The sequence below is a fragment of the Cupriavidus sp. CP313 genome (genome assembly GCF_054072015.1).
The window spans coordinates 1-15,936 of record NZ_JBSVZB010000067.1 but is presented as its reverse complement, the minus strand read 5'-3'; the positions used below and the strand labels follow the sequence as shown (position 1 = coordinate 15,936).

The following is a 15,936-nucleotide window of genomic DNA, read 5'->3' as shown; positions in this document are numbered from 1 at the left end:
CTGCTTCGTTTTAGTCATAAACACAGTCGTATGCCTACCCGCTATTGTAAGTGGGGGACTGTGTCCGGCGATTCAGGGGGCCGCTCCACCGCTATTCTTGGCACCTCTGGTTCTTGTGGCAATGAATATTGTGTATTCGCTTTCAGCCTACCCATTCGGGAAGCTAGCCGACGCACATAGTCATACCAAACTCCTAGTGTGGGGACTGGTGGTGCTGATTGCAGCCGACGTAGTACTTGCAATGGGCTCGCACTGGGCGGTTACGCTGTGTGGGGTAGCACTTTGGGGCCTGCACATGGGAATGACGCAAGGATTGCTCGCAACCATGGTCACCGGTACGGCGCCTGTAGACCTCCGGGGCACGGCATTTGGGATTTTCAATCTGGCTAGCGGTCTGGCGCTGCTGGTTGCGAGTGCATTGGCCGGCTGGCTGTGGGATAGCTTCGGGGCCGCCTTCACGTTTTATGGAGGGGCTGTGTTCTGCAGCGCGACCATCACGTTGGTATGGTCCATGCGAGCGTATGCGAGGCAGCATTACGAGTGAGCAAAACACTATAGTGGCACTCTGGTCGCAGGCCGGCGCCAGAGGGTTCGGTTTCGTGCTGTTTGTCGTCAAGCCCGACCGCCGGCGTTGTACCAATGCTGGGTCCAGTTGAACCAGCGCCATGCCGCGCAAGCCCCGTCTCTTTTACTCGTGTTATCCAAAATGGCCACTAAATGGCCAGGCGTTATGTACCGCGAAGCGTGCCATCAGGGCACGGCCATTGACGGCCATTGACGGCAGTTGATGCGCGGTGCTCAGCCCCCGAGGCGGCTTCTCTGAAGGGACCCCTATTTGGTCGATATTTTATGACGTCGGGGGCTCGCCGACTGCATGGCGGAGTTCGCGCTCTTCGATGATTCCTTCGCCGCATGCAGGGCACTGCATCGCCCTCAGCACAGTAGTCTTGTTTGGCTCAGGAGCTTCTATCTCTAGAGTTACTGCGGTCAAATCAGCCTTGTCACAGAGGGGGCATAGCATGATGGCGGAACGGAGTTGTGGTGGGTCAGTTAGTGGTGGACGCGCTGGCCGGCGAGCAGCATGAACCCTGCTGTTGCTGCATCGGCGGGCACTTGATGGTGCCATACGAGCAAAAAACGCAGCAGTCGCCGGCCATTGGCTTCAGCACGGCATTGCACTGCTCACACTCATAGAACCACTGGCACGCATCGGTCGGCATGGTCTCTTCTTTGCTGTGACCACAGTGGGGACAGGTGATGATTGATTGCAACTCAGTGCTCATCATTGCCCCTGCCTGACGGTTGACGGATACCCAGCTTGGGCGGTAGCAGCGGTCAAGGCTTCCGTGGACGCCTTCGTCGGGTCGTATGTGACGACAGCACGTCTGGTCTTGTAATCGACCTTGGCGGATTCGACTCCCGGGACTTTCTCAAGCGCAATGCGCATCGTGATTGGACAGGCGGCGCAATCCATCTTTCCCACATCGAGGGTGACGGTGCTAGTGCTGGCAGCCAAGACTCCAGTTGAGGCGAGAGCTGCCGCGAGCAATGCGACTAGTCTTGTTTGCATGGTGACGCCTTAGTAAAAGAGCGGTGCGTACAATGGGAATGTCATCAGCGCAACAGCGCTCAGCGCGACTATCCAGAATATGGCCCGCTGGCGGCGCTGCACCGCCGGAACTGCGCAGGCTTCCCCTGGATTGCAGGCTTCAGGCTTTCGGTAGAGGCGATAGATGGCAAATGCGAATAGCCCAACCGCCGCCGAGATGAAGAAGGGCTGGAAAGGCTCCAATGCTGTTAACCGAGAGCCCCATACGCCGCCAAGCCCTAGCATGACCAGCAGCAATGGTCCGGCGCAACAGGCGGAAGCGCCAATTGCCGCTCCTGCGCCCGCGAAAACTGCGCTGAGGGTAGTCCAACGACTCGTCATTACACTTCCTTTCCTACGTCGGTAAGTGTAGTCTAGGTCCGTAGTTAAGTACGGACGCAAGTGATGGACGAGACACTATCAATCGGGGAATTGGCGAAGGCGGCGGATGTTGGCGTAGAAACAATTCGCTACTACCACCGATGCGGTCTCCTGCCGCTACCGGAACGGCCCTATGGCACATTTCGCCGCTATCCTCCACAGAGCTTGCAGCGGCTGCATTTCATCCGCCGAGCCCAGGCACTCGGGTTCACCTTGGACGAGGTCCGCGCGCTGCTACAGCTCAACGATGGCGGGTCCTGCGATACCGTCCGCACGCTGGCCGAGCGCAAGCTCCAGGTTGTCGAGGAGCGACTGAGGGATTTGCGGATACTGCGAACCGAATTGCGAAAGCTCACAAGTCAGTGTCGCGCAAATCCTGACCACGCCTCATGCCCTTTGGTCGATGCACTCTGCGATGCCGGGTGAGCCCAAGTAACAGGCACATTCAAACTACTTATTTCCCCAGTTCCTGGAAGGTGGGGCGCTGCACTTCGCAAACGAGCAGTGGCATGCCACGTGAAGACATCAATTGGTATGCCTGCGTTTCCAAACTTTTGGGCGAAGTCACCGACCGTTGGGCGAGCCGCCGAAGCGTTTATATAAGAGGTGGTCTAGTGACCAGTTCCCGGCTCCTCGGCAAAGGAGAACCAACAGCATGGCCGCCCATTGGATATGCGTCGGCCAAGCCAGCGGATACACGAATACCTCGATAACTGCAGTCATACCGAGCAGCACCAGCGCCACGGGGCGCGTTGCCAAGCCCAAAACAAGTAAAACCGGTGCGGTTAGTTCGATTGAAACTGCTATATAGGCGGCAATCTCGGGGGGAAGCAATGGCACTCGGTACTCCTCCCTGAAGAGTTCGAGTGCGGCATTCCAGTCCGCCAGTTTGGTCATCGCTGAATTCCAAAAGACGGTGGCGACTGCAAGCCGCAGCGGGAGCGCCAGCAGCGTATGAGGAACCCGCTCCAGCCACGCAATGGCGCGGAGCATGCGGCTGGCCGGCCTTCGTGAGTTAGATTGATATGTCTTTGTCATCTGACTAGCCCTCACACTGTTGGCTTGTATGGCTGCCCAGAAAGGCGAACACTGGCGAAGCATCCCGACGCGAGCAGGGATGCGAGCCATACAGGAGCTTCGTCAGCAGGCGCTTCGACTAGCGCTTCGTTTAGGGGGCGTCCTTCGAGCAATGCAGTTGTGAATGACCATTGCCAAGCGCCTATCCGCTCAATATCGACGCCGGAAGCGCTCCGGCAAACATACATGGAGACAGGGCCAGCGGCCAGGTTTATGCTCGCCAGCGCGCTATCATCGCGTGTCAAGACCGCATTCCAGATAGCATCCACCGGATAGGCAGACTGAAGAAGGCGTACTGCGGGGTTCGGCAAGAAGCTAACTTGTTGCAGTCCCCCTTCGTCCAATTGTCGGAGGCGCCCCAGGTCGAGAGGGTTCGTGTCTGGCGCATGCAATACTTCATTCACTGCCCATTCCAGCCGCGCAGCATCTGGCAGGTAGACAAGAGACTCCGCCTGCGGCATCTGCTCTAGGAAATCGGGGAATGCTCCGCCATAGCTATCCAGTTGGGCGCATGCAGGCGGGTTGTGCTCGATGAACTGTCTGGCAGCTCCTTCGAAGAACTCGGGCCCGACCAGCGCTTGCACCGCGGGATAGGCGAGTCGTAGCGTCGTTAGTAGTGCACCAGTTGCCGTGTTGCGATAGATGCCAAGTCTCGCCTGCGGGTCCAGGCCATCTGGCACTACGTACTGGGAGGCGTTGCCATCGGCAAAGCCGAGCAACTCCTGCCGGACCGCGCGTTGCAATTCAAGCAGCGTTGGCGCGGAGGCTGTCATTTCGCTGTCCCTCCATTGCTGCATCGGCTATCACCGCCTCTTCCATTAGCACCTCGAGAGGTGGCACATCGGTGTCCCATTCAATAAGCGTCGGCACGGTACCAAAGCGCTTGAGGGCCTCTGCAAACAATCTCCACACCGGCTGTACGACACGTGAGCCGTGGTCGTCGATGCAAAGCATACGACCCTGGTCAAGCTGCCGCACGCTGTGGCCGGCCAAGTGGACCTCCGCAACCGCCGATGGTGGCAAGGCATCCAGATACGTCAGTGCATTCCAACCGTGATTGCGGGCGCTGACATAGATATTGTTGACGTCGCACAGGATGCCGCACTCGGTGCGTCGGCTAACCTCGGCGAGGAACTCCCACTCTGGAATGGTTGAGTGACTAAAGCGCAAGTAAGTTGATGGATTCTCGACCAAGATACGCCGCTTCAGGTAGCTTTGAGCCTGGTCGACATGACTACACACGACGCTCAGAGCCTCCTCGGTCAGCGGCAACGGCAGCAGGTCGGCGAGGTAGGTACCGTCACTGATGCTCCAGGAAAGATGTTCAGAGACCAGTCCGGGCTCGACACGCTCGATGACAGTACGCACGCGTTCAAGGTGCCTGGCGTCCAGCCCTTCCGCGCTACCCAATGACAGGCCGACACCATGCAGCGAGATGGGGTAGTCTCGTCGAATGGCGTCCAGGTACTCCGGGGCGCTGCCTCCGCCCATGTAGTTCTCGGTATGCACCTCAAACCACGAGATTGTTGGGCGTTCTTCGAGTACCGCCAGATGGTGTCGGAAGCGCAGTCCGACTCCGGCTCGCGCCGGAATCGGGCCGAGTGCACGCTGCGATGCTGCAAAACCGGCATGCATGAGACACCCCGTCGCTCAGGCTGGCTTCAGCTTGCCACCTTGAATTTTGCTGCAATCCCCAGCGGGAAGCAGAACGAACGACTTTGCATCGCGAGCGTGCGTCGCTTGGCCCGCACAGGAGTGAGCGCCTTCCGCGCAGTCGTTCTTTGCCACGGCGTTTATGCCATAGCACTTCTCTAGCTTGTTTTTCTCCATCCGTGCCATATTGTCTTTGACAACTTGTGGCATGCCGCTCATGTCTTTCGTGGCCTGAGCCTGAGCTGGCAAGGCCTGCAAGGCGAGGGCCAGACCGATTGCTGACGATAGCGTTGAGGCGGCCAAAACATGTCTGTTCATCTTGCGTCCTCCTAGGGGTAGGCCGGGAATTCCGGCCGTGTACCAAGGTTCGGTGGAGCAGCGCCAGAAGTTACAGGCCAAACGAAATATTTTTGCGCGACAAACTGGTCATGCATGTTGCAAAATTCCCGCATGCTCAGGCATCCACATTCTTCCAGCCCTCCCTCCGGCCCCGAAAACGGTGCTCAAGAGCCCGCTGCGCAGGCGCGTGCGGATGACGCATTGGCTAGGCGAAATGACGGGAGGCTGGACTGGTCCGTCGCAATGGCCAAGGCGCAAGACGGTGACAAGGACGCCTATCGCCGGCTGCTGGAAGCCATCACGCCCTACCTTCGGGCGCTTGCTGCACGGCAAATCCGTAGCGGCGACGACATTGAGGACTTGGTTCAAGATGTGCTGCTAACGGTACACTCTGTGCGCGACACGTACGACCCGGCTCGCCCGTTCGGGCCGTGGCTCGTTGCTATCGCCAATAGGCGGATTGTTGACGCACTGCGCCGGCGCGGACGTGTTGGCTCGCATGAGATGCCTTTGGAGTCAGAGCAGGAAACCTTTGGTGCCGCCGAAGCGAACTTACAGGAGGAGGCCGTGGACGCTCGCTTGGTAAGGGAAGCCATCGAGCGACTGCCTGCTGGGCAGCGCGATGCCGTGCGCATGATGAAGCTGGAAGAGATGTCATTGCAGGAGGCCGCTGCGGCTAGCGGAATGTCCGTAGCCGCGTTGAAGGTCGCCACCCACCGAGCAATGAAGCGGCTGAGGGAGCTGTTGCAGCAGCGAGGTAACAAGTCATGACACGGACCTCCGACCTGATTGAACGCCTGGTTGGGGACGCAACGCCGGTTCGGCGCCTGCGCGCACCGGCGACGCGAGCTACGTGCTGGATTCTGTTTGCCGCACTGGTTGTGCTCTGCGTCGGTATCGCGCATGGCGTGCGCGCAGACTTGGCGCTTAAGCTGCATCAGCCAACCTTTATCTTCAGCGTAGCTGCAGCGATGGCCACCGGTGTTTTGGCCGCAGTGGGTGTGTTTTTCGCCAGCATTCCAGGTATGGCGCGTCGTTGGCTTCTTCTGCCAGTGCCGGCGGCTCTCGTATGGATTGCCACGGCTGGCTATGGATGCCTTACCAACTGGGTCGTCATCGGGCCGGACGGAATGTCTGCGGGAGAGACGGCTCGTTGCTTTGCGACATTGGCATTGGTTGCCACGCCGCTATCACTTGTGATGCTGATTATGCTGCGTCACGTTGCTCGACTGTCGCCGACTCCGGTCACGATGGTGGGAAGCCTCGCGGTTGCGGCAATGACGGCCGTGGCTCTGTCAATCTTGCACCCGCTCGAGGCCACAGCCATGATTTTGCTATGGAATTTCGGTGTGGCGGCGCTGTTTCTAGCGTTAGGCGGCCGGTACGGGAAGCGATTGCTCGAGTGGCTGGCACCGCGTTGACAGGGGTCTTCCGAGTCGAGTAAGGAACTAGACGCTCAGTTTTCGTCCTTGTTCAGCTTGTATTCCACATTGTTGCCACGCTGTCCCATCGAAGAGTCCCGAAGCCGGGGTGAGAAGGCTAAACCCGTTTGGCTACGTTAACGAAAAAGTCTTGGTCAAGAGGTGGGCTTCGGCAAATGCCAAAACTCTGAAACATTTAGCCTTAATGGTCGGCTAATCGCCTTGTGCCAGAGTGTCGTTTAGGAGAGGGACCGGCGTGCCATGCACGCCTGTGCATATGCCACTTGGGGCCGCCGCGAAGGCCATCAGCGGCGACAGGCGCTTCGAATGCTTATGCTTACTTCGGCGCAATGCCTGTCACGGTCGCCACACCGTTGACTTTGTCGAAGGTTGCACTGACCTTGTCGCCCTCCTTAACCTTCGCCGGGGCAGCTCTGTCCTTGACGGGAAACGTCATGGTCATGGCAGACATGTCTAGGTTTTCGATGGGGCCGTGCTTGAGGGTGACCTTACCATTTGCCGCGTCGACTTTCCGTACTTCGGCCTCGACAGGCTTTGGTGCAGACATCGCGCCTGTCGGCTTCATATTCATACCTGCCATGTCATCGGCAGCATAGGCGGGGAGAGCAAAGGCAGCGCAAGCCGTCGCGAGGGATACCAGAACGCGTTTCATCAAAGAACTCCTTTTTTCAAGGTTGGGGAAAAACTCGCTTTGCCGTCGGGCGACGAAGCAGCAGGAAGACTGCAGGAATCACGAACAAGGAAAGCAGAAGTGCTGTGACCATGCCGCCGACCATGGGGCCGGCAATGCGCTGTATGACCTCGGAGCCGGTACCGGCAGTCCACATAATCGGCAGTATGCCCGCCAGGATGTCCATGGCCTCCATGTTTGGGCACTCACGAGCGGGAAGCCGAGCCTCACGGCGCACCTGGTGAACGATATTGAAGTTGACGCGGAAAGAGACATTCTCCCGGCCATTCGAGAACAACTAGCGCAACAGTTCGGCATCACACACGTGACTATTCAATGTGAGTCGATACCCTGCAGGCAGTCGACCGCATCGCAACACTTTGAATCAGCGGCACAGGTTTTGGGGCAGAGCAACCCCGGCAAGAAGGATGAGAAGGACCACCACCATCCGCCGGGGGGCATACGCATTGAAGAGTGGCTCGCTCTGCTGGCAGGCATTCTGGTTATTTCCTGGCATATGCTCAGACATGGAAAAGAGATGGCGGGAGAAATCCGTAATCGCCTTTCGAAGGTCTCCGACGAGAGGGCCTTGGGGCCCTGGATGGTCGTCTTTGTCTTCGTGATGCTGATGTGAGACGTGGAGACGTGGAGACGTGGAGACGTGGAGGCGTCGAGGCGGCGACAATGATTGCATCTCTCGCAGCTGGCGCTGCTACAGGCCAGCTAGCCTTGGGCGGTGTGCTGGGCATTGCTTGCGCTGGTGTGTTGGCCTGGGCGTGGACTCGGTACGGGCGGAAGGTCAACCTGTCATTGTTCTTCCAGGTTACAGCAGTTTTTATGGTGCTATTCTCCATTCAGCTGGCCATCTACGCAGTTCACGAGTTCTCGGAAGCAGGCGCGCTCCCGCTCGTCAATAATGAGCTTTGGCACAACGTGACAGAGCCCTATGGACCCGAAGGTGTCTATGGCATCTGGCTGAGCTACAGCCTCGTCCTCATACCTCTCGCGTTCCTCATCTTTGCCACGGTGTCCTATCGAAAAACAGCGACACAGGTGGGAAAAGGCTAAACCGGATACCTACGTTAACCAAAAACTCCTGGTTTGAGAAAAGACTCCTGCAAGAACCGTTTGCTTTGAAACGGTAGAGCTCAAAGGTCGGCTAACGCCTTGTGGCAGTCCGTCGTTAGAATGAAGGACCGGCGTGCATGACGCGCCGGTCTATATGCCACGAAGGAAGTCTTGCGAAGCCCTCTATCCCTAGAGCGCGCCGTGCCCGCTGCTCCCGGAGGGCCATCCGCCCTAACTTAGAACTTCGGATTCACGGTTTCAGGGTTCCCTTATCAGTGAGCTGCTTCCAGAGAGCATTGTTCTTCATCATGAACTTCGTTCCGTCCTTGGCCTCCATGATGACGTTGTCTCGCATCTTGACGCGGTTGCCAGCGGCGTCGATATGGACCATGGTGCCGTCCTTCTTAACCATGACCTTGCCCCCGTCCTTGAGCTCGATGGTCTGCTCTTGGGCAGCGAAAGCGGAGAGGGAAAACAGCATCATCAGGGGAAGAATGTATCTACGCATGACATGTCTCCTTTTCAATTCGGATGGAAATCGGCACACCGGCGGTGTGCCGGATGAGCGCAACTTGGCATTCACCTCCTTTCAGGCCCCGTGATTGTCATAGGCCTTTCACAAGTTCTGAGCACCGCGCCTTCTTTAGTGGTGCTCAGAAGAAGATTAGGGGCGACGCATTTCGACCACAGTCGCCTTGCCATCCACGTTGTCGAAAGTAACGGACACGGTGTCGCCCACCTTGAAATTCTTTAAGACAGCCCGGTTTTTCACCGGGAAGGCCATTGTCATTGCACTCATCCCAAGGTTTTCGATGGGGTCATGCTTGAGTGTCACCTTGCCTGCTTTTTGGTCAATCTTTTTGATTTCGGCAGCGACAGGACGCGGTGCTTGCTGAGATTGGGTGGCCGGCTTCATGTCCATGCCATCCATTGACCCAGCAGCGAAGGCTGCCGGTGCGGCTGCAAGGGCAAGAACGATTGAGAGGGCGTTGGCGTATTTCATAGCGATTCCTTTCTAAGGGTGGGGTTGGTGGATGCGGTGGGTGAACTTATCCGGCGCGTGCGCATCAGGAGATAGGCGGCCGGAACAACAAATAGCGAGAGCAAGGGGGCTGTGACCATACCCCCAACCATCGGCGCGGCGATGCGCTGCATCACTTCTGAGCCGGTCCCGCCGGACCACATAATGGGTAATAGGCCGGCCAGGATGACTGCCACCGTCATTGCCTTGGGCCGGACTCGTAGCACCGCGCCTTCTTGAATAGCCTCCAGCAGGGCAGGCTCGTCAGAGTTCCCGCTCTCTATCTTCTTGAGCCAGGATTGCTTCAGGTAGAGCAGCATGATGACGCCGAACTCTGCCGCCACGCCGGCTAGCGCAATGAATCCGACGACGCTTGCCACCGAAACGTTATGGCCAAGCAGGTATAGCAGCCAGAACCCGCCCACCAGCGCGAACGGCAGGGTCGCCATGATGAGCAGGGCTTCGTCGAATCGACCGAAGGTAAGGTAAAGCAGCAGAAAGATGATGAGCAGCGTGAACGGTACCACCACCTTCAGCTTCTGGGTGGCACGCTCAAGGTACTCGAACTGTCCGGACCAACTGATGGAGTAGCCGGCGGGTAGTGGGACTGCCTTGGCTACGACAGATTGCATTTCCTGCACGGCCGACTGAAGGTCGCGCCCCCGGATGTCTACATAGACCCAGCCTGAGAGTCTGGCGTTCTCGCTGCGCAGCATCGGCGGGCCCTGTGTCACCTGAATACGCGCGATATCCGACAGCAGAATTTGCTGCCCGCTGTTGGTCACGACAGGAAGCATGCGCAACTGCTCCACCGAGTCGCGATAGTCCCGTGGGTAGCGTACGTTGATGGGGAAACGGGCCAGGCCATCCACCACCTCACTAACGTTCTCGCCGCCGATAGCCGATGTCACGATGCTTTGGACGTCGTCAACGTTGAGGCCGTATCGGCCGGCCGCCAGGCGGTCGATATTAACGTCGACGTACCGTCCCCCGGTGAGGCGTTCCGCCAAAGCGGAGGTGACGCCTGGTACCGACTTGACGGCCTGCTCTATTTGGCTGGCGAGCTTGTCGATTTCCTTCAAATCCGTGCCGGCCACCTTGATGCCCACCGGACTCTTGATGCCGGTGGCGAGCATATCGATACGATTGCGAATCGGGGGCACCCAGACATTGGACAGTCCTGGCACTTTGACCACCTTGTCCAGCTCTTCCACCAGTTTGTCCGGCGTCATCCCGGCCCGCCATTGTTCACGCGGCTTAAACTGGATGGTGGTTTCGAACATTTCCATCGGTGCCGGGTCGGTTGCCGAATCGGCTCGACCCGCCTTGCCAAACACAGTTGCAACCTCCGGCACGGTTTTGATGAGGCGGTCAGTCTGCTGCAGCAACTGGGATGCCTTGCCGGCCGACAACCCCGGCAACGCCGAAGGCATGTAAAGCAAGTCACCCTCGTCCAGTGGTGGCATAAATTCACCGCCGACTCGCAGGATGGGCCAGGCGGTGGCGGCAAGCAGAAGCGCGGCCACGAGGATGGTCGTCTTTGGAAAGCGCAGCACGCGCGCAAGCACCGGCTGGTACAGGCGAATGAGAAAGCGGTTCAACGGATTCGCCTGCTCCGACGGAATTCTGCCGCGAATGAGATACCCCATCAGGACCGGAATCAGCGTCACCGCCAAGCCGGCCGCTGCGGCCATCGAGTAGGTCTTGGTGAAGGCCAGCGGCGAGAACAATCGACCTTCCTGCGCTTCGAGTGTGAAGACCGGAATGAAGGAGAGCGTGATGATGAGCAGCGAGAAGAAAAGCGCTGGCCCGACTTCAGCAGCGGAATCACCAATCACTCGCCATTGCTCGTCACCGCGCAGGTGCCGGCCAGGATTCTCTGCCCGCCAGTGCTCGATGTGCTTGTGCGCGTTCTCAATCATTACCACTGCCGCATCAACCATGGCACCGATGGCAATCGCAATACCACCCAGAGACATGATGTTGGCGTTCACGCCTTGATAGCGCATCACTAGGAAGGCAGCCAGTACCCCGAGCGGTAGGGAAACGATAGCGACCAGCGCGGACCGCAGGTGAAACAGGAACACAAGGCAGACCACGGCCACAACGATGAACTCCTCCACAAGCTTGTGTGTGAGGTTCTCAACTGCCCGATTGATGAGGCTGGACCGGTCGTATGTCGGCACAATCTCCACGCCGGGCGGGAGGCTCTTCTTGAGGGTCTCAAGCTTTGCCTTGACCGCTTCGATGGTTTCCAGTGCATTCTTGCCGGACCGCATGATGACGACGCCGCCGGCGACCTCTCCTTCACCGTTCAGCTCGCTGATACCCCGCCGGCTTTCGGGACCGAGCTGAAGCGTTGCCACGTCGCCGAGCCGGACCGGAATGCCAGTACTGCTGACGTTGAGGGGAATCTGCCGAAAATCATCCAGTGTCTTCAGGTACCCCGAGGCTCGCACCGCGTACTCGGCTTCGCCAAGTTCAAGGACGGAGCCTCCAGCTTCCTGGTTCGCCCCCTTCAACGCTTCCAGGACCCTGGACTGGGGGATGTTGTAAGCGCGCAGCTTATCCGGCATCAATACGACCTGATACTGCTTCACCATCCCGCCGATTGGGGCTACCTCGGAGACATTGGGCAGTGACTTCAACTCAAAGCGCAGGAACCAGTCCTGCAGCGCGCGCAATTGCGAGAGGTCGCGCTGGCCAGTCTTGTCGATGAGCGTGTATTCGTACACCCAACCGACCCCTGTCGCATCCGGACCAAGCGCAGGCTTGGCGGCGGCTGGCAGCCGGGACTGGACCTGGTTCAGATATTCCAGCACGCGGGAGCGTGCCCAGTACGGGTCCGTGCCGTCTTCAAAGAGCACATAGACGAAGGAATCCCCGAAGAACGAGTAGCCGCGCACTGTCTTCGCGCCCGGTACCGACAGCATGGTCGTTGTCAGGGGGTAGGTGACCTGGTTCTCGATAATCTGCGGCGCCTGCCCCGGGTACGTGGTGCGGATGATGACCTGGACATCGGAAAGGTCAGGCAAGGCATCCAGCGGCGTGCTGCGTGCCGCCCAGATGCCCCAGGCTGTCAGGATGACGGTGACCAGGAGTACCAGAAATCGATTTCGGATGGACCAGCGGATGAGATTCGCAATCATGGCTTGCCTCCCGCGCTTTCGCTGGCAGCCTGCACAGATGACAGCACGGGCCTGTCCTCGTTGTCCATGCGGAAGCGGAAATGAATCTGCTGGCCCTCCTTCAGGCCCTTGGGCAGTCCCGATGCGGGTGCCTTGAAGTCCATGGTCATGGCGCCCCACTGGAGCGTAGTGATAGGTCCATGGGAGATAGTCACGCCCTCCGGGGTGATGGCCTCGATGCGCCCGACGCCCTCGTGTTCGGGGCCCCTGGCCACAGGTGCCGATGGTGCAGACGCGTTTTCCATGCGCGTGGCGCTGCCGCGCAGGCTGGCTTCCGAGTCGAGCAGGAACTGACCTGAAACAACCACCTTTTGGCCTGCCTTCAGGCCCTCCGTAATCTCCGTTTGCCCGTTCGCTTCCGCACCGGTCTTCACCTCAATTGGGCTGTAGCCGCCCTTGTCGGTCTCCACCATGGCCACCGTGCGCGTGCCGGTACGGATAAGGGCTTCCGTGGGGACGAGCAGCCGGTCCGCGCCACCCTGTGCGCCAAACCGGACGCTCACGAACATGCCCGGCAGCAATTGGCGATTCTTGTTCTGCAGTTCGATACGGACTTTCAGCGTGCGGGTGCCTGGATTGACGTCTGGCAGGATGGCCTCCACCTTGCCAGTCAGCGTTCGTCCAGGAAGCGCCGCAGTGGTGGCCGAGATTTGCTGTCCAGGCCTGGCGGATGCGGCCTGGCTCTCTGGCACTTCCGCCAGGACCCAGACTGTAGAGAGGTCGGCCACACGGAAGAGCGTCATGCCGGGAGAGACCGTCATCCCGTCGCGTGCGCCGATTTCCGTGACGACGCCATCGACGGAGCTGAAGATGCTGAGGCGGAGCTGCAGCTTGCCGGTCGTCTCGACCAGCCGGATTTGGCTCTCGGTCATCCCTGCCTGTCGCATCCGGGCTACGGCGGCGCCGCGCAGGTCGCCCTGCAGGCTGCCGCTCATGCGGGCGACCGCGAGGTATTCTTCCTGGGCTGCCACCCAGTCCGGGGAGTAGATGACGACGAGCGCCTGACCGCGCTTGACCGGCTCAAGCGTGGTCCGTGCATAGGCGTGCTCGACAAAACCTGAGGTGCGGGCCTGAATGACCTCGATGCCACGCTCATTGATGGTGACGTTGCCGGGAACCTCAAGAACCGATTCGAGCCGCCCCAGCTTGACCTCGGCCGTCCGGATGCCGAGGTTCTGGGTGACACGGCTGTCGATAGTGACGGCAGCGCCGCCTCCGCCAGCATCCTCGTAGACCGGCGCCAGCTGCATGTCCATGAATGGCGACTTGCCTGGCTTATCGAAACGCTGGCCCGGCACCATTGGGTCGTGCCAGTACAGAATCTTCTTGCCCGTCTTAGGGTCGATGTCCCCGACCTTTGCCCCGGACTCCACTGAGGCTGTTGCGGTCGGTGACCCTTGTGCCACCTGCTCGCCCCGGGAGACGCCGAGACGATAGCCGCCGTAGATGCCGGCACCCAAGACGATGAGGCCCACCGCGATGGAAATGGCTTGCTTCTTCATTTGGATTCCTTCATGGCCGGCTCAGTCTGCGCGGTAGGCAGGGGGATGAGATACGTCAGCTCTGCCCACAGCCTTGCTGTCTTGGCCTCGAGCGTCAGCCGTTCGATAGCCGTATCGATGGCGCGATGGTTTGCCTCGGCTACGGCGGAGAGCGTCCCGGTGTTCGCCCGGTATGCAGTCAGTGCGGCGTCAGCCTGGGCATTGGCAAGCGGCAATGTCTTCTCGTCGTAGCGCTTGAGCCGGTCGAGATTGCGTTGGAGCTCGGCAAGCTTTGCGGCGACCATGGCTCGGGTATTGCGCACTATGACTTCGTTCTTGGCGCGTGCCTCTTGCGCCTCCGCCAGCTTCGCGGCAACTTCTCGGTCCTGGCGATTGCCCCGGTCCCAAGGAACGGGAAAGCTGACATTGAGCGAGGCCATATTGGAAAAGGCAGAGCCGCGTTGGCTGTACGTCAGCTCAACGGTCACGTCCGGCTTCCTCCCTTCGCTCGCGACGCGAACGTCGGCTGCGGCCAGGGCAATGTCGCGCTGGGATGCTGCCAACTCTGGTATGCCATCCAGTTCGGCCCCGGCAAGTTGCTGGACGCGCTGGGAAATACCCAGGGTTGGTCGCTCCGAGAGCGGGCGATTGGCGGCTTGGCCGACCCATCGTTCGAGATTTGCCTTGGCGGCGTCGATGGCGACCCGGTTCTCATCACGCCGGTCCTGCAGCTTTTGGATTTCCATTTCCGCTGCCAGCACATCCGCGCGCGTGCCTCGTCCGCTTCGATAGGCGGCGGTCGCTGCCTGCAGTTCGAGTTCAAGTGGATGGTTGTGGTGGCCGAGCAGCGCTTCCGTCTGCTCGGCATACCAGCGTTCGAGCCAGGCGGCAGCGACGCCCCGCTGAACAGCGGCAAGGCCAACTGTCCGTTGCGCCTCAGCTGCCGCGGCTTGCGCTTCAAAGCGCTCCGCGCGCGCTCTGCGCTTGTCCGAGCGCGTGAACTCCTGCATCACACTGATGGAGCGCATGGTCATGAAGTCCCGGCTGAGGGAGAACTTGTCAGGACCGGTAACTGGAACGTTGTCGAGCCCGAGCTTGAGCACCGGGTCTGGCAGTTGGCCCGCCGCCACCGCCATTTGCACGGCAGATTCAACCGCACCATGTGAGGTTTCGGCATCGGCGGCGCGAGTGGTGGCTAGCGCAATGGCTTCTTCGATGGAAAGGGTTGGCGTGGTCTGAGCGTGCGTAAAGACTGGCACGACCAACCCAAACAGAGGCGCGCAAAGGAGCGCCCGCATAAAGCGACGACGGAAAAGCATAGAGACTCCTGAAGCAACGACAGCTGTCTCGCTTTCACGAGACAGCACCCGATTGGCGTTGCTCAGGAGGCTACGTTCGATAACAACAGTGGAGGATGGAGAGGGGCGGCGGCGGGGCGCGAGCGACCGCATTCCCCTGCACTAGCGTGAGGTTCCCAACAGCGGGAGCAGGGGCTGGTTCCACCACACGCAGAAGGACCGGCATGAAAGCCGGAACCTGCGGTGAGTAGTGGTCCGCTGACTTTGCATTCAGTTGGCAATGCTCGAGGCAGAGGCCATCGTGCTTGCTGGTGTCTTGCTGCGCATTTGCGGCCATTTCCGGGCACGACTCCGTCATCCCTGCCATATCGGCCATCGGGCTGAGCGAATAACGGCTGCCCATACAGGCGTACGCCGCCGCTGCCAGCTGAACTGTCAGGAATGCGGCTAGCAGGAACCCGGCAATCCAGAGCCGGCGCAAAGACTTATGCATGTGAGCTTGCTATTTTTTCAAGGATAGTACCTGCGTTTAGCCGCGACCAGCGCACGTCGACTGCGGCCGCTTGTCGCACGTTCGTGGCGTTCCGGCAGGCCGTCCTTGAGTCGGGAGGCCCGCACGGAATCGCCGTGACCGCTTACTTGTCAACGCCGATTTAAATCTGACCCACTTTGGCAAGAATCGCCGAAGTAAAACTGACCCACCTGGCTCCCGTCAGCCAGCCGCCTTGGC

21 protein-coding genes and 1 pseudogene are annotated in these 15,936 nt (G+C 59.6%); 6 read left to right on the top strand and 16 right to left on the bottom strand.

Translation table 11 applies throughout. The features are described from left to right. Positions 1 to 544 (top strand): MFS transporter (locus tag ACW4E8_RS40535; RefSeq protein WP_456809618.1); only part of this gene is annotated, 544 nt, incomplete at its 5' end. Positions 545 to 847: 303 nt separating this feature from the next. Here ACW4E8_RS40535 and ACW4E8_RS40530 read toward each other — a convergent pair. Genes ACW4E8_RS40530 through ACW4E8_RS40515 form a run of 4 tightly spaced genes read right to left on the bottom strand, consistent with a single transcriptional unit; the run spans position 848 to position 1,930 of the window. Continuing rightward, complete coding sequence (locus ACW4E8_RS40530) at positions 848 to 1,021, bottom strand: YgiT-type zinc finger protein (protein ID WP_456809617.1); 174 nt, start codon at positions 1,019 to 1,021, stop codon at positions 848 to 850. 25 nt (positions 1,022 to 1,046) lie between these two features. Next, positions 1,047 to 1,286 (bottom strand): GDCCVxC domain-containing (seleno)protein, encoded by a 240-nt coding sequence (locus ACW4E8_RS40525; protein ID WP_456809616.1) that lies wholly within the window; start codon positions 1,284 to 1,286, stop codon positions 1,047 to 1,049. After that, positions 1,283 to 1,570, bottom strand: coding sequence for a mercury resistance system periplasmic binding protein MerP (gene merP, locus ACW4E8_RS40520; RefSeq protein ID WP_456809615.1), 288 nt, complete (start codon positions 1,568 to 1,570; stop codon positions 1,283 to 1,285). The genes ACW4E8_RS40525 and merP overlap by 4 nt, the downstream gene beginning before the upstream one ends. 9 nt (positions 1,571 to 1,579) lie before the next feature. Continuing rightward, on the bottom strand, positions 1,580 to 1,930 hold the full coding sequence (locus tag ACW4E8_RS40515; protein WP_456809614.1) for a mercuric transporter MerT family protein: 351 nt from the start codon (positions 1,928 to 1,930) through the stop codon (positions 1,580 to 1,582). 63 nt (positions 1,931 to 1,993) lie between these two features. Here ACW4E8_RS40515 and ACW4E8_RS40510 point away from each other — a divergent pair, with 63 nt between their 5' ends. Then, on the top strand, positions 1,994 to 2,395 hold the full coding sequence (locus ACW4E8_RS40510; protein WP_456809613.1) for a MerR family transcriptional regulator: 402 nt from the start codon (positions 1,994 to 1,996) through the stop codon (positions 2,393 to 2,395). A 138-nt stretch (positions 2,396 to 2,533) separates the two neighbouring features. On the opposite strand, the gene ACW4E8_RS40505 is transcribed toward ACW4E8_RS40510, so the two are convergent. From ACW4E8_RS40505 to ACW4E8_RS40490, 4 genes are read right to left on the bottom strand one after another with little or no spacing between them, the layout of a single operon-like run. Further along, positions 2,534 to 2,962, bottom strand: coding sequence for a DoxX family protein (locus ACW4E8_RS40505; protein WP_456809612.1), 429 nt, complete (start codon positions 2,960 to 2,962; stop codon positions 2,534 to 2,536). 56 nt (positions 2,963 to 3,018) lie between these two features. Beyond that, positions 3,019 to 3,819, bottom strand: a complete 801-nt coding sequence (locus ACW4E8_RS40500) for an HvfC/BufC family peptide modification chaperone (protein ID WP_456809611.1) — start codon at positions 3,817 to 3,819, stop codon at positions 3,019 to 3,021. Then, positions 3,791 to 4,681 (bottom strand): MNIO family bufferin maturase, encoded by an 891-nt coding sequence (gene bufB / locus ACW4E8_RS40495; RefSeq protein WP_456809610.1) that lies wholly within the window; start codon positions 4,679 to 4,681, stop codon positions 3,791 to 3,793. The genes ACW4E8_RS40500 and bufB overlap by 29 nt, the downstream gene beginning before the upstream one ends. A gap of 15 nt (positions 4,682 to 4,696) precedes the next feature. Then, entirely contained in the window at positions 4,697 to 5,017 is a 321-nt protein-coding gene (locus ACW4E8_RS40490; RefSeq protein WP_456809609.1) for a BufA1 family periplasmic bufferin-type metallophore, read from the bottom strand. A gap of 264 nt (positions 5,018 to 5,281) precedes the next feature. Between ACW4E8_RS40490 and ACW4E8_RS40485 the strand changes: the two genes are divergently transcribed. Together ACW4E8_RS40485 and ACW4E8_RS40480 are read left to right on the top strand one after the other, a co-directional pair. Next, positions 5,282 to 5,809: a sigma-70 family RNA polymerase sigma factor gene (locus ACW4E8_RS40485; RefSeq protein ID WP_456809608.1), complete on the top strand. Its 528-nt coding sequence runs from the start codon at positions 5,282 to 5,284 to the stop codon at positions 5,807 to 5,809. Beyond that, the gene (locus ACW4E8_RS40480; protein WP_456809607.1) at positions 5,806 to 6,459 is read left to right on the top strand and encodes an NrsF family protein; all 654 of its coding nucleotides are present in this window, start codon (positions 5,806 to 5,808) and stop codon (positions 6,457 to 6,459) included. Before ACW4E8_RS40485 ends, ACW4E8_RS40480 begins: the two co-directional genes overlap by 4 nt. A 337-nt stretch (positions 6,460 to 6,796) precedes the next feature. On the opposite strand, the gene ACW4E8_RS40475 is transcribed toward ACW4E8_RS40480, so the two are convergent. Beyond that, complete coding sequence (locus ACW4E8_RS40475) at positions 6,797 to 7,132, bottom strand: copper-binding protein (protein ID WP_456809606.1); 336 nt, start codon at positions 7,130 to 7,132, stop codon at positions 6,797 to 6,799. 16 nt (positions 7,133 to 7,148) lie between these two features. Next, positions 7,149 to 7,337 (bottom strand): annotated as a pseudogene (locus ACW4E8_RS40470) (efflux RND transporter permease subunit); the annotation flags it as partial. Here ACW4E8_RS40470 and ACW4E8_RS40465 point away from each other — a divergent pair. Together ACW4E8_RS40465 and ACW4E8_RS40460 are read left to right on the top strand one after the other, a co-directional pair. Beyond that, on the top strand, positions 7,272 to 7,784 hold the full coding sequence (locus ACW4E8_RS40465; RefSeq protein WP_456809619.1) for a cation transporter dimerization domain-containing protein: 513 nt from the start codon (positions 7,272 to 7,274) through the stop codon (positions 7,782 to 7,784). The pseudogene ACW4E8_RS40470 and the gene ACW4E8_RS40465 sit on opposite strands and share 66 nt — an antisense overlap. 50 nt (positions 7,785 to 7,834) lie before the next feature. After that, complete coding sequence (locus ACW4E8_RS40460) at positions 7,835 to 8,218, top strand: FTR1 family protein (protein ID WP_456809605.1); 384 nt, start codon at positions 7,835 to 7,837, stop codon at positions 8,216 to 8,218. Between the two features lie 250 nt (positions 8,219 to 8,468). Here ACW4E8_RS40460 and ACW4E8_RS40455 read toward each other — a convergent pair whose 3' ends face one another. From ACW4E8_RS40455 to ACW4E8_RS40430, 6 genes are all read right to left on the bottom strand, one after another. Beyond that, entirely contained in the window at positions 8,469 to 8,726 is a 258-nt protein-coding gene (locus ACW4E8_RS40455; RefSeq protein WP_456809604.1) for a CopK family periplasmic copper-binding protein, read from the bottom strand. A 156-nt stretch (positions 8,727 to 8,882) separates the two neighbouring features. Next, positions 8,883 to 9,221: a copper-binding protein gene (locus ACW4E8_RS40450; RefSeq protein ID WP_456809603.1), complete on the bottom strand. Its 339-nt coding sequence runs from the start codon at positions 9,219 to 9,221 to the stop codon at positions 8,883 to 8,885. Then, the gene (locus tag ACW4E8_RS40445; protein ID WP_456809602.1) at positions 9,218 to 12,388 is read right to left on the bottom strand and encodes an efflux RND transporter permease subunit; all 3,171 of its coding nucleotides are present in this window, start codon (positions 12,386 to 12,388) and stop codon (positions 9,218 to 9,220) included. Before ACW4E8_RS40445 ends, ACW4E8_RS40450 begins: the two co-directional genes overlap by 4 nt. Beyond that, the gene (locus ACW4E8_RS40440; protein WP_456809601.1) at positions 12,385 to 13,929 is read right to left on the bottom strand and encodes an efflux RND transporter periplasmic adaptor subunit; all 1,545 of its coding nucleotides are present in this window, start codon (positions 13,927 to 13,929) and stop codon (positions 12,385 to 12,387) included. The genes ACW4E8_RS40445 and ACW4E8_RS40440 overlap by 4 nt, the downstream gene beginning before the upstream one ends. Next, entirely contained in the window at positions 13,926 to 15,227 is a 1,302-nt protein-coding gene (locus tag ACW4E8_RS40435) for a TolC family protein (protein WP_456809600.1), read from the bottom strand. The genes ACW4E8_RS40440 and ACW4E8_RS40435 overlap by 4 nt, the downstream gene beginning before the upstream one ends. Before the next feature lie 70 nt (positions 15,228 to 15,297). Then, positions 15,298 to 15,699 carry a copper resistance protein gene (locus ACW4E8_RS40430; RefSeq protein WP_456809599.1) on the bottom strand — a complete coding sequence of 134 codons (402 nt, stop codon included), beginning with the start codon at positions 15,697 to 15,699 and terminating at the stop codon, positions 15,298 to 15,300. Positions 15,700 to 15,936 lie beyond the last annotated feature (237 nt).

Coding starts and splice junctions, on each gene's coding strand:
- ACW4E8_RS40530 (WP_456809617.1), bottom strand. CDS start 1,021: ATGCTATGCCCCCTCTGTGACAAGGCTGATTTGACCGCAGTAACTCTA.
- ACW4E8_RS40525 (WP_456809616.1), bottom strand. CDS start 1,286: ATGATGAGCACTGAGTTGCAATCAATCATCACCTGTCCCCACTGTGGT.
- merP (WP_456809615.1), bottom strand. CDS start 1,570: ATGCAAACAAGACTAGTCGCATTGCTCGCGGCAGCTCTCGCCTCAACT.
- ACW4E8_RS40515 (WP_456809614.1), bottom strand. CDS start 1,930: ATGACGAGTCGTTGGACTACCCTCAGCGCAGTTTTCGCGGGCGCAGGA.
- ACW4E8_RS40510 (WP_456809613.1), top strand. CDS start 1,994: ATGGACGAGACACTATCAATCGGGGAATTGGCGAAGGCGGCGGATGTT.
- ACW4E8_RS40505 (WP_456809612.1), bottom strand. CDS start 2,962: ATGCTCCGCGCCATTGCGTGGCTGGAGCGGGTTCCTCATACGCTGCTG.
- ACW4E8_RS40500 (WP_456809611.1), bottom strand. CDS start 3,819: ATGACAGCCTCCGCGCCAACGCTGCTTGAATTGCAACGCGCGGTCCGG.
- bufB (WP_456809610.1), bottom strand. CDS start 4,681: ATGCATGCCGGTTTTGCAGCATCGCAGCGTGCACTCGGCCCGATTCCG.
- ACW4E8_RS40490 (WP_456809609.1), bottom strand. CDS start 5,017: ATGAACAGACATGTTTTGGCCGCCTCAACGCTATCGTCAGCAATCGGT.
- ACW4E8_RS40485 (WP_456809608.1), top strand. CDS start 5,282: ATGGCCAAGGCGCAAGACGGTGACAAGGACGCCTATCGCCGGCTGCTG.
- ACW4E8_RS40480 (WP_456809607.1), top strand. CDS start 5,806: ATGACACGGACCTCCGACCTGATTGAACGCCTGGTTGGGGACGCAACG.
- ACW4E8_RS40475 (WP_456809606.1), bottom strand. CDS start 7,132: ATGAAACGCGTTCTGGTATCCCTCGCGACGGCTTGCGCTGCCTTTGCT.
- ACW4E8_RS40460 (WP_456809605.1), top strand. CDS start 7,835: ATGATTGCATCTCTCGCAGCTGGCGCTGCTACAGGCCAGCTAGCCTTG.
- ACW4E8_RS40455 (WP_456809604.1), bottom strand. CDS start 8,726: ATGCGTAGATACATTCTTCCCCTGATGATGCTGTTTTCCCTCTCCGCT.
- ACW4E8_RS40450 (WP_456809603.1), bottom strand. CDS start 9,221: ATGAAATACGCCAACGCCCTCTCAATCGTTCTTGCCCTTGCAGCCGCA.
- ACW4E8_RS40445 (WP_456809602.1), bottom strand. CDS start 12,388: ATGATTGCGAATCTCATCCGCTGGTCCATCCGAAATCGATTTCTGGTA.
- ACW4E8_RS40440 (WP_456809601.1), bottom strand. CDS start 13,929: ATGAAGAAGCAAGCCATTTCCATCGCGGTGGGCCTCATCGTCTTGGGT.
- ACW4E8_RS40435 (WP_456809600.1), bottom strand. CDS start 15,227: ATGCTTTTCCGTCGTCGCTTTATGCGGGCGCTCCTTTGCGCGCCTCTG.
- ACW4E8_RS40430 (WP_456809599.1), bottom strand. CDS start 15,699: ATGCATAAGTCTTTGCGCCGGCTCTGGATTGCCGGGTTCCTGCTAGCC.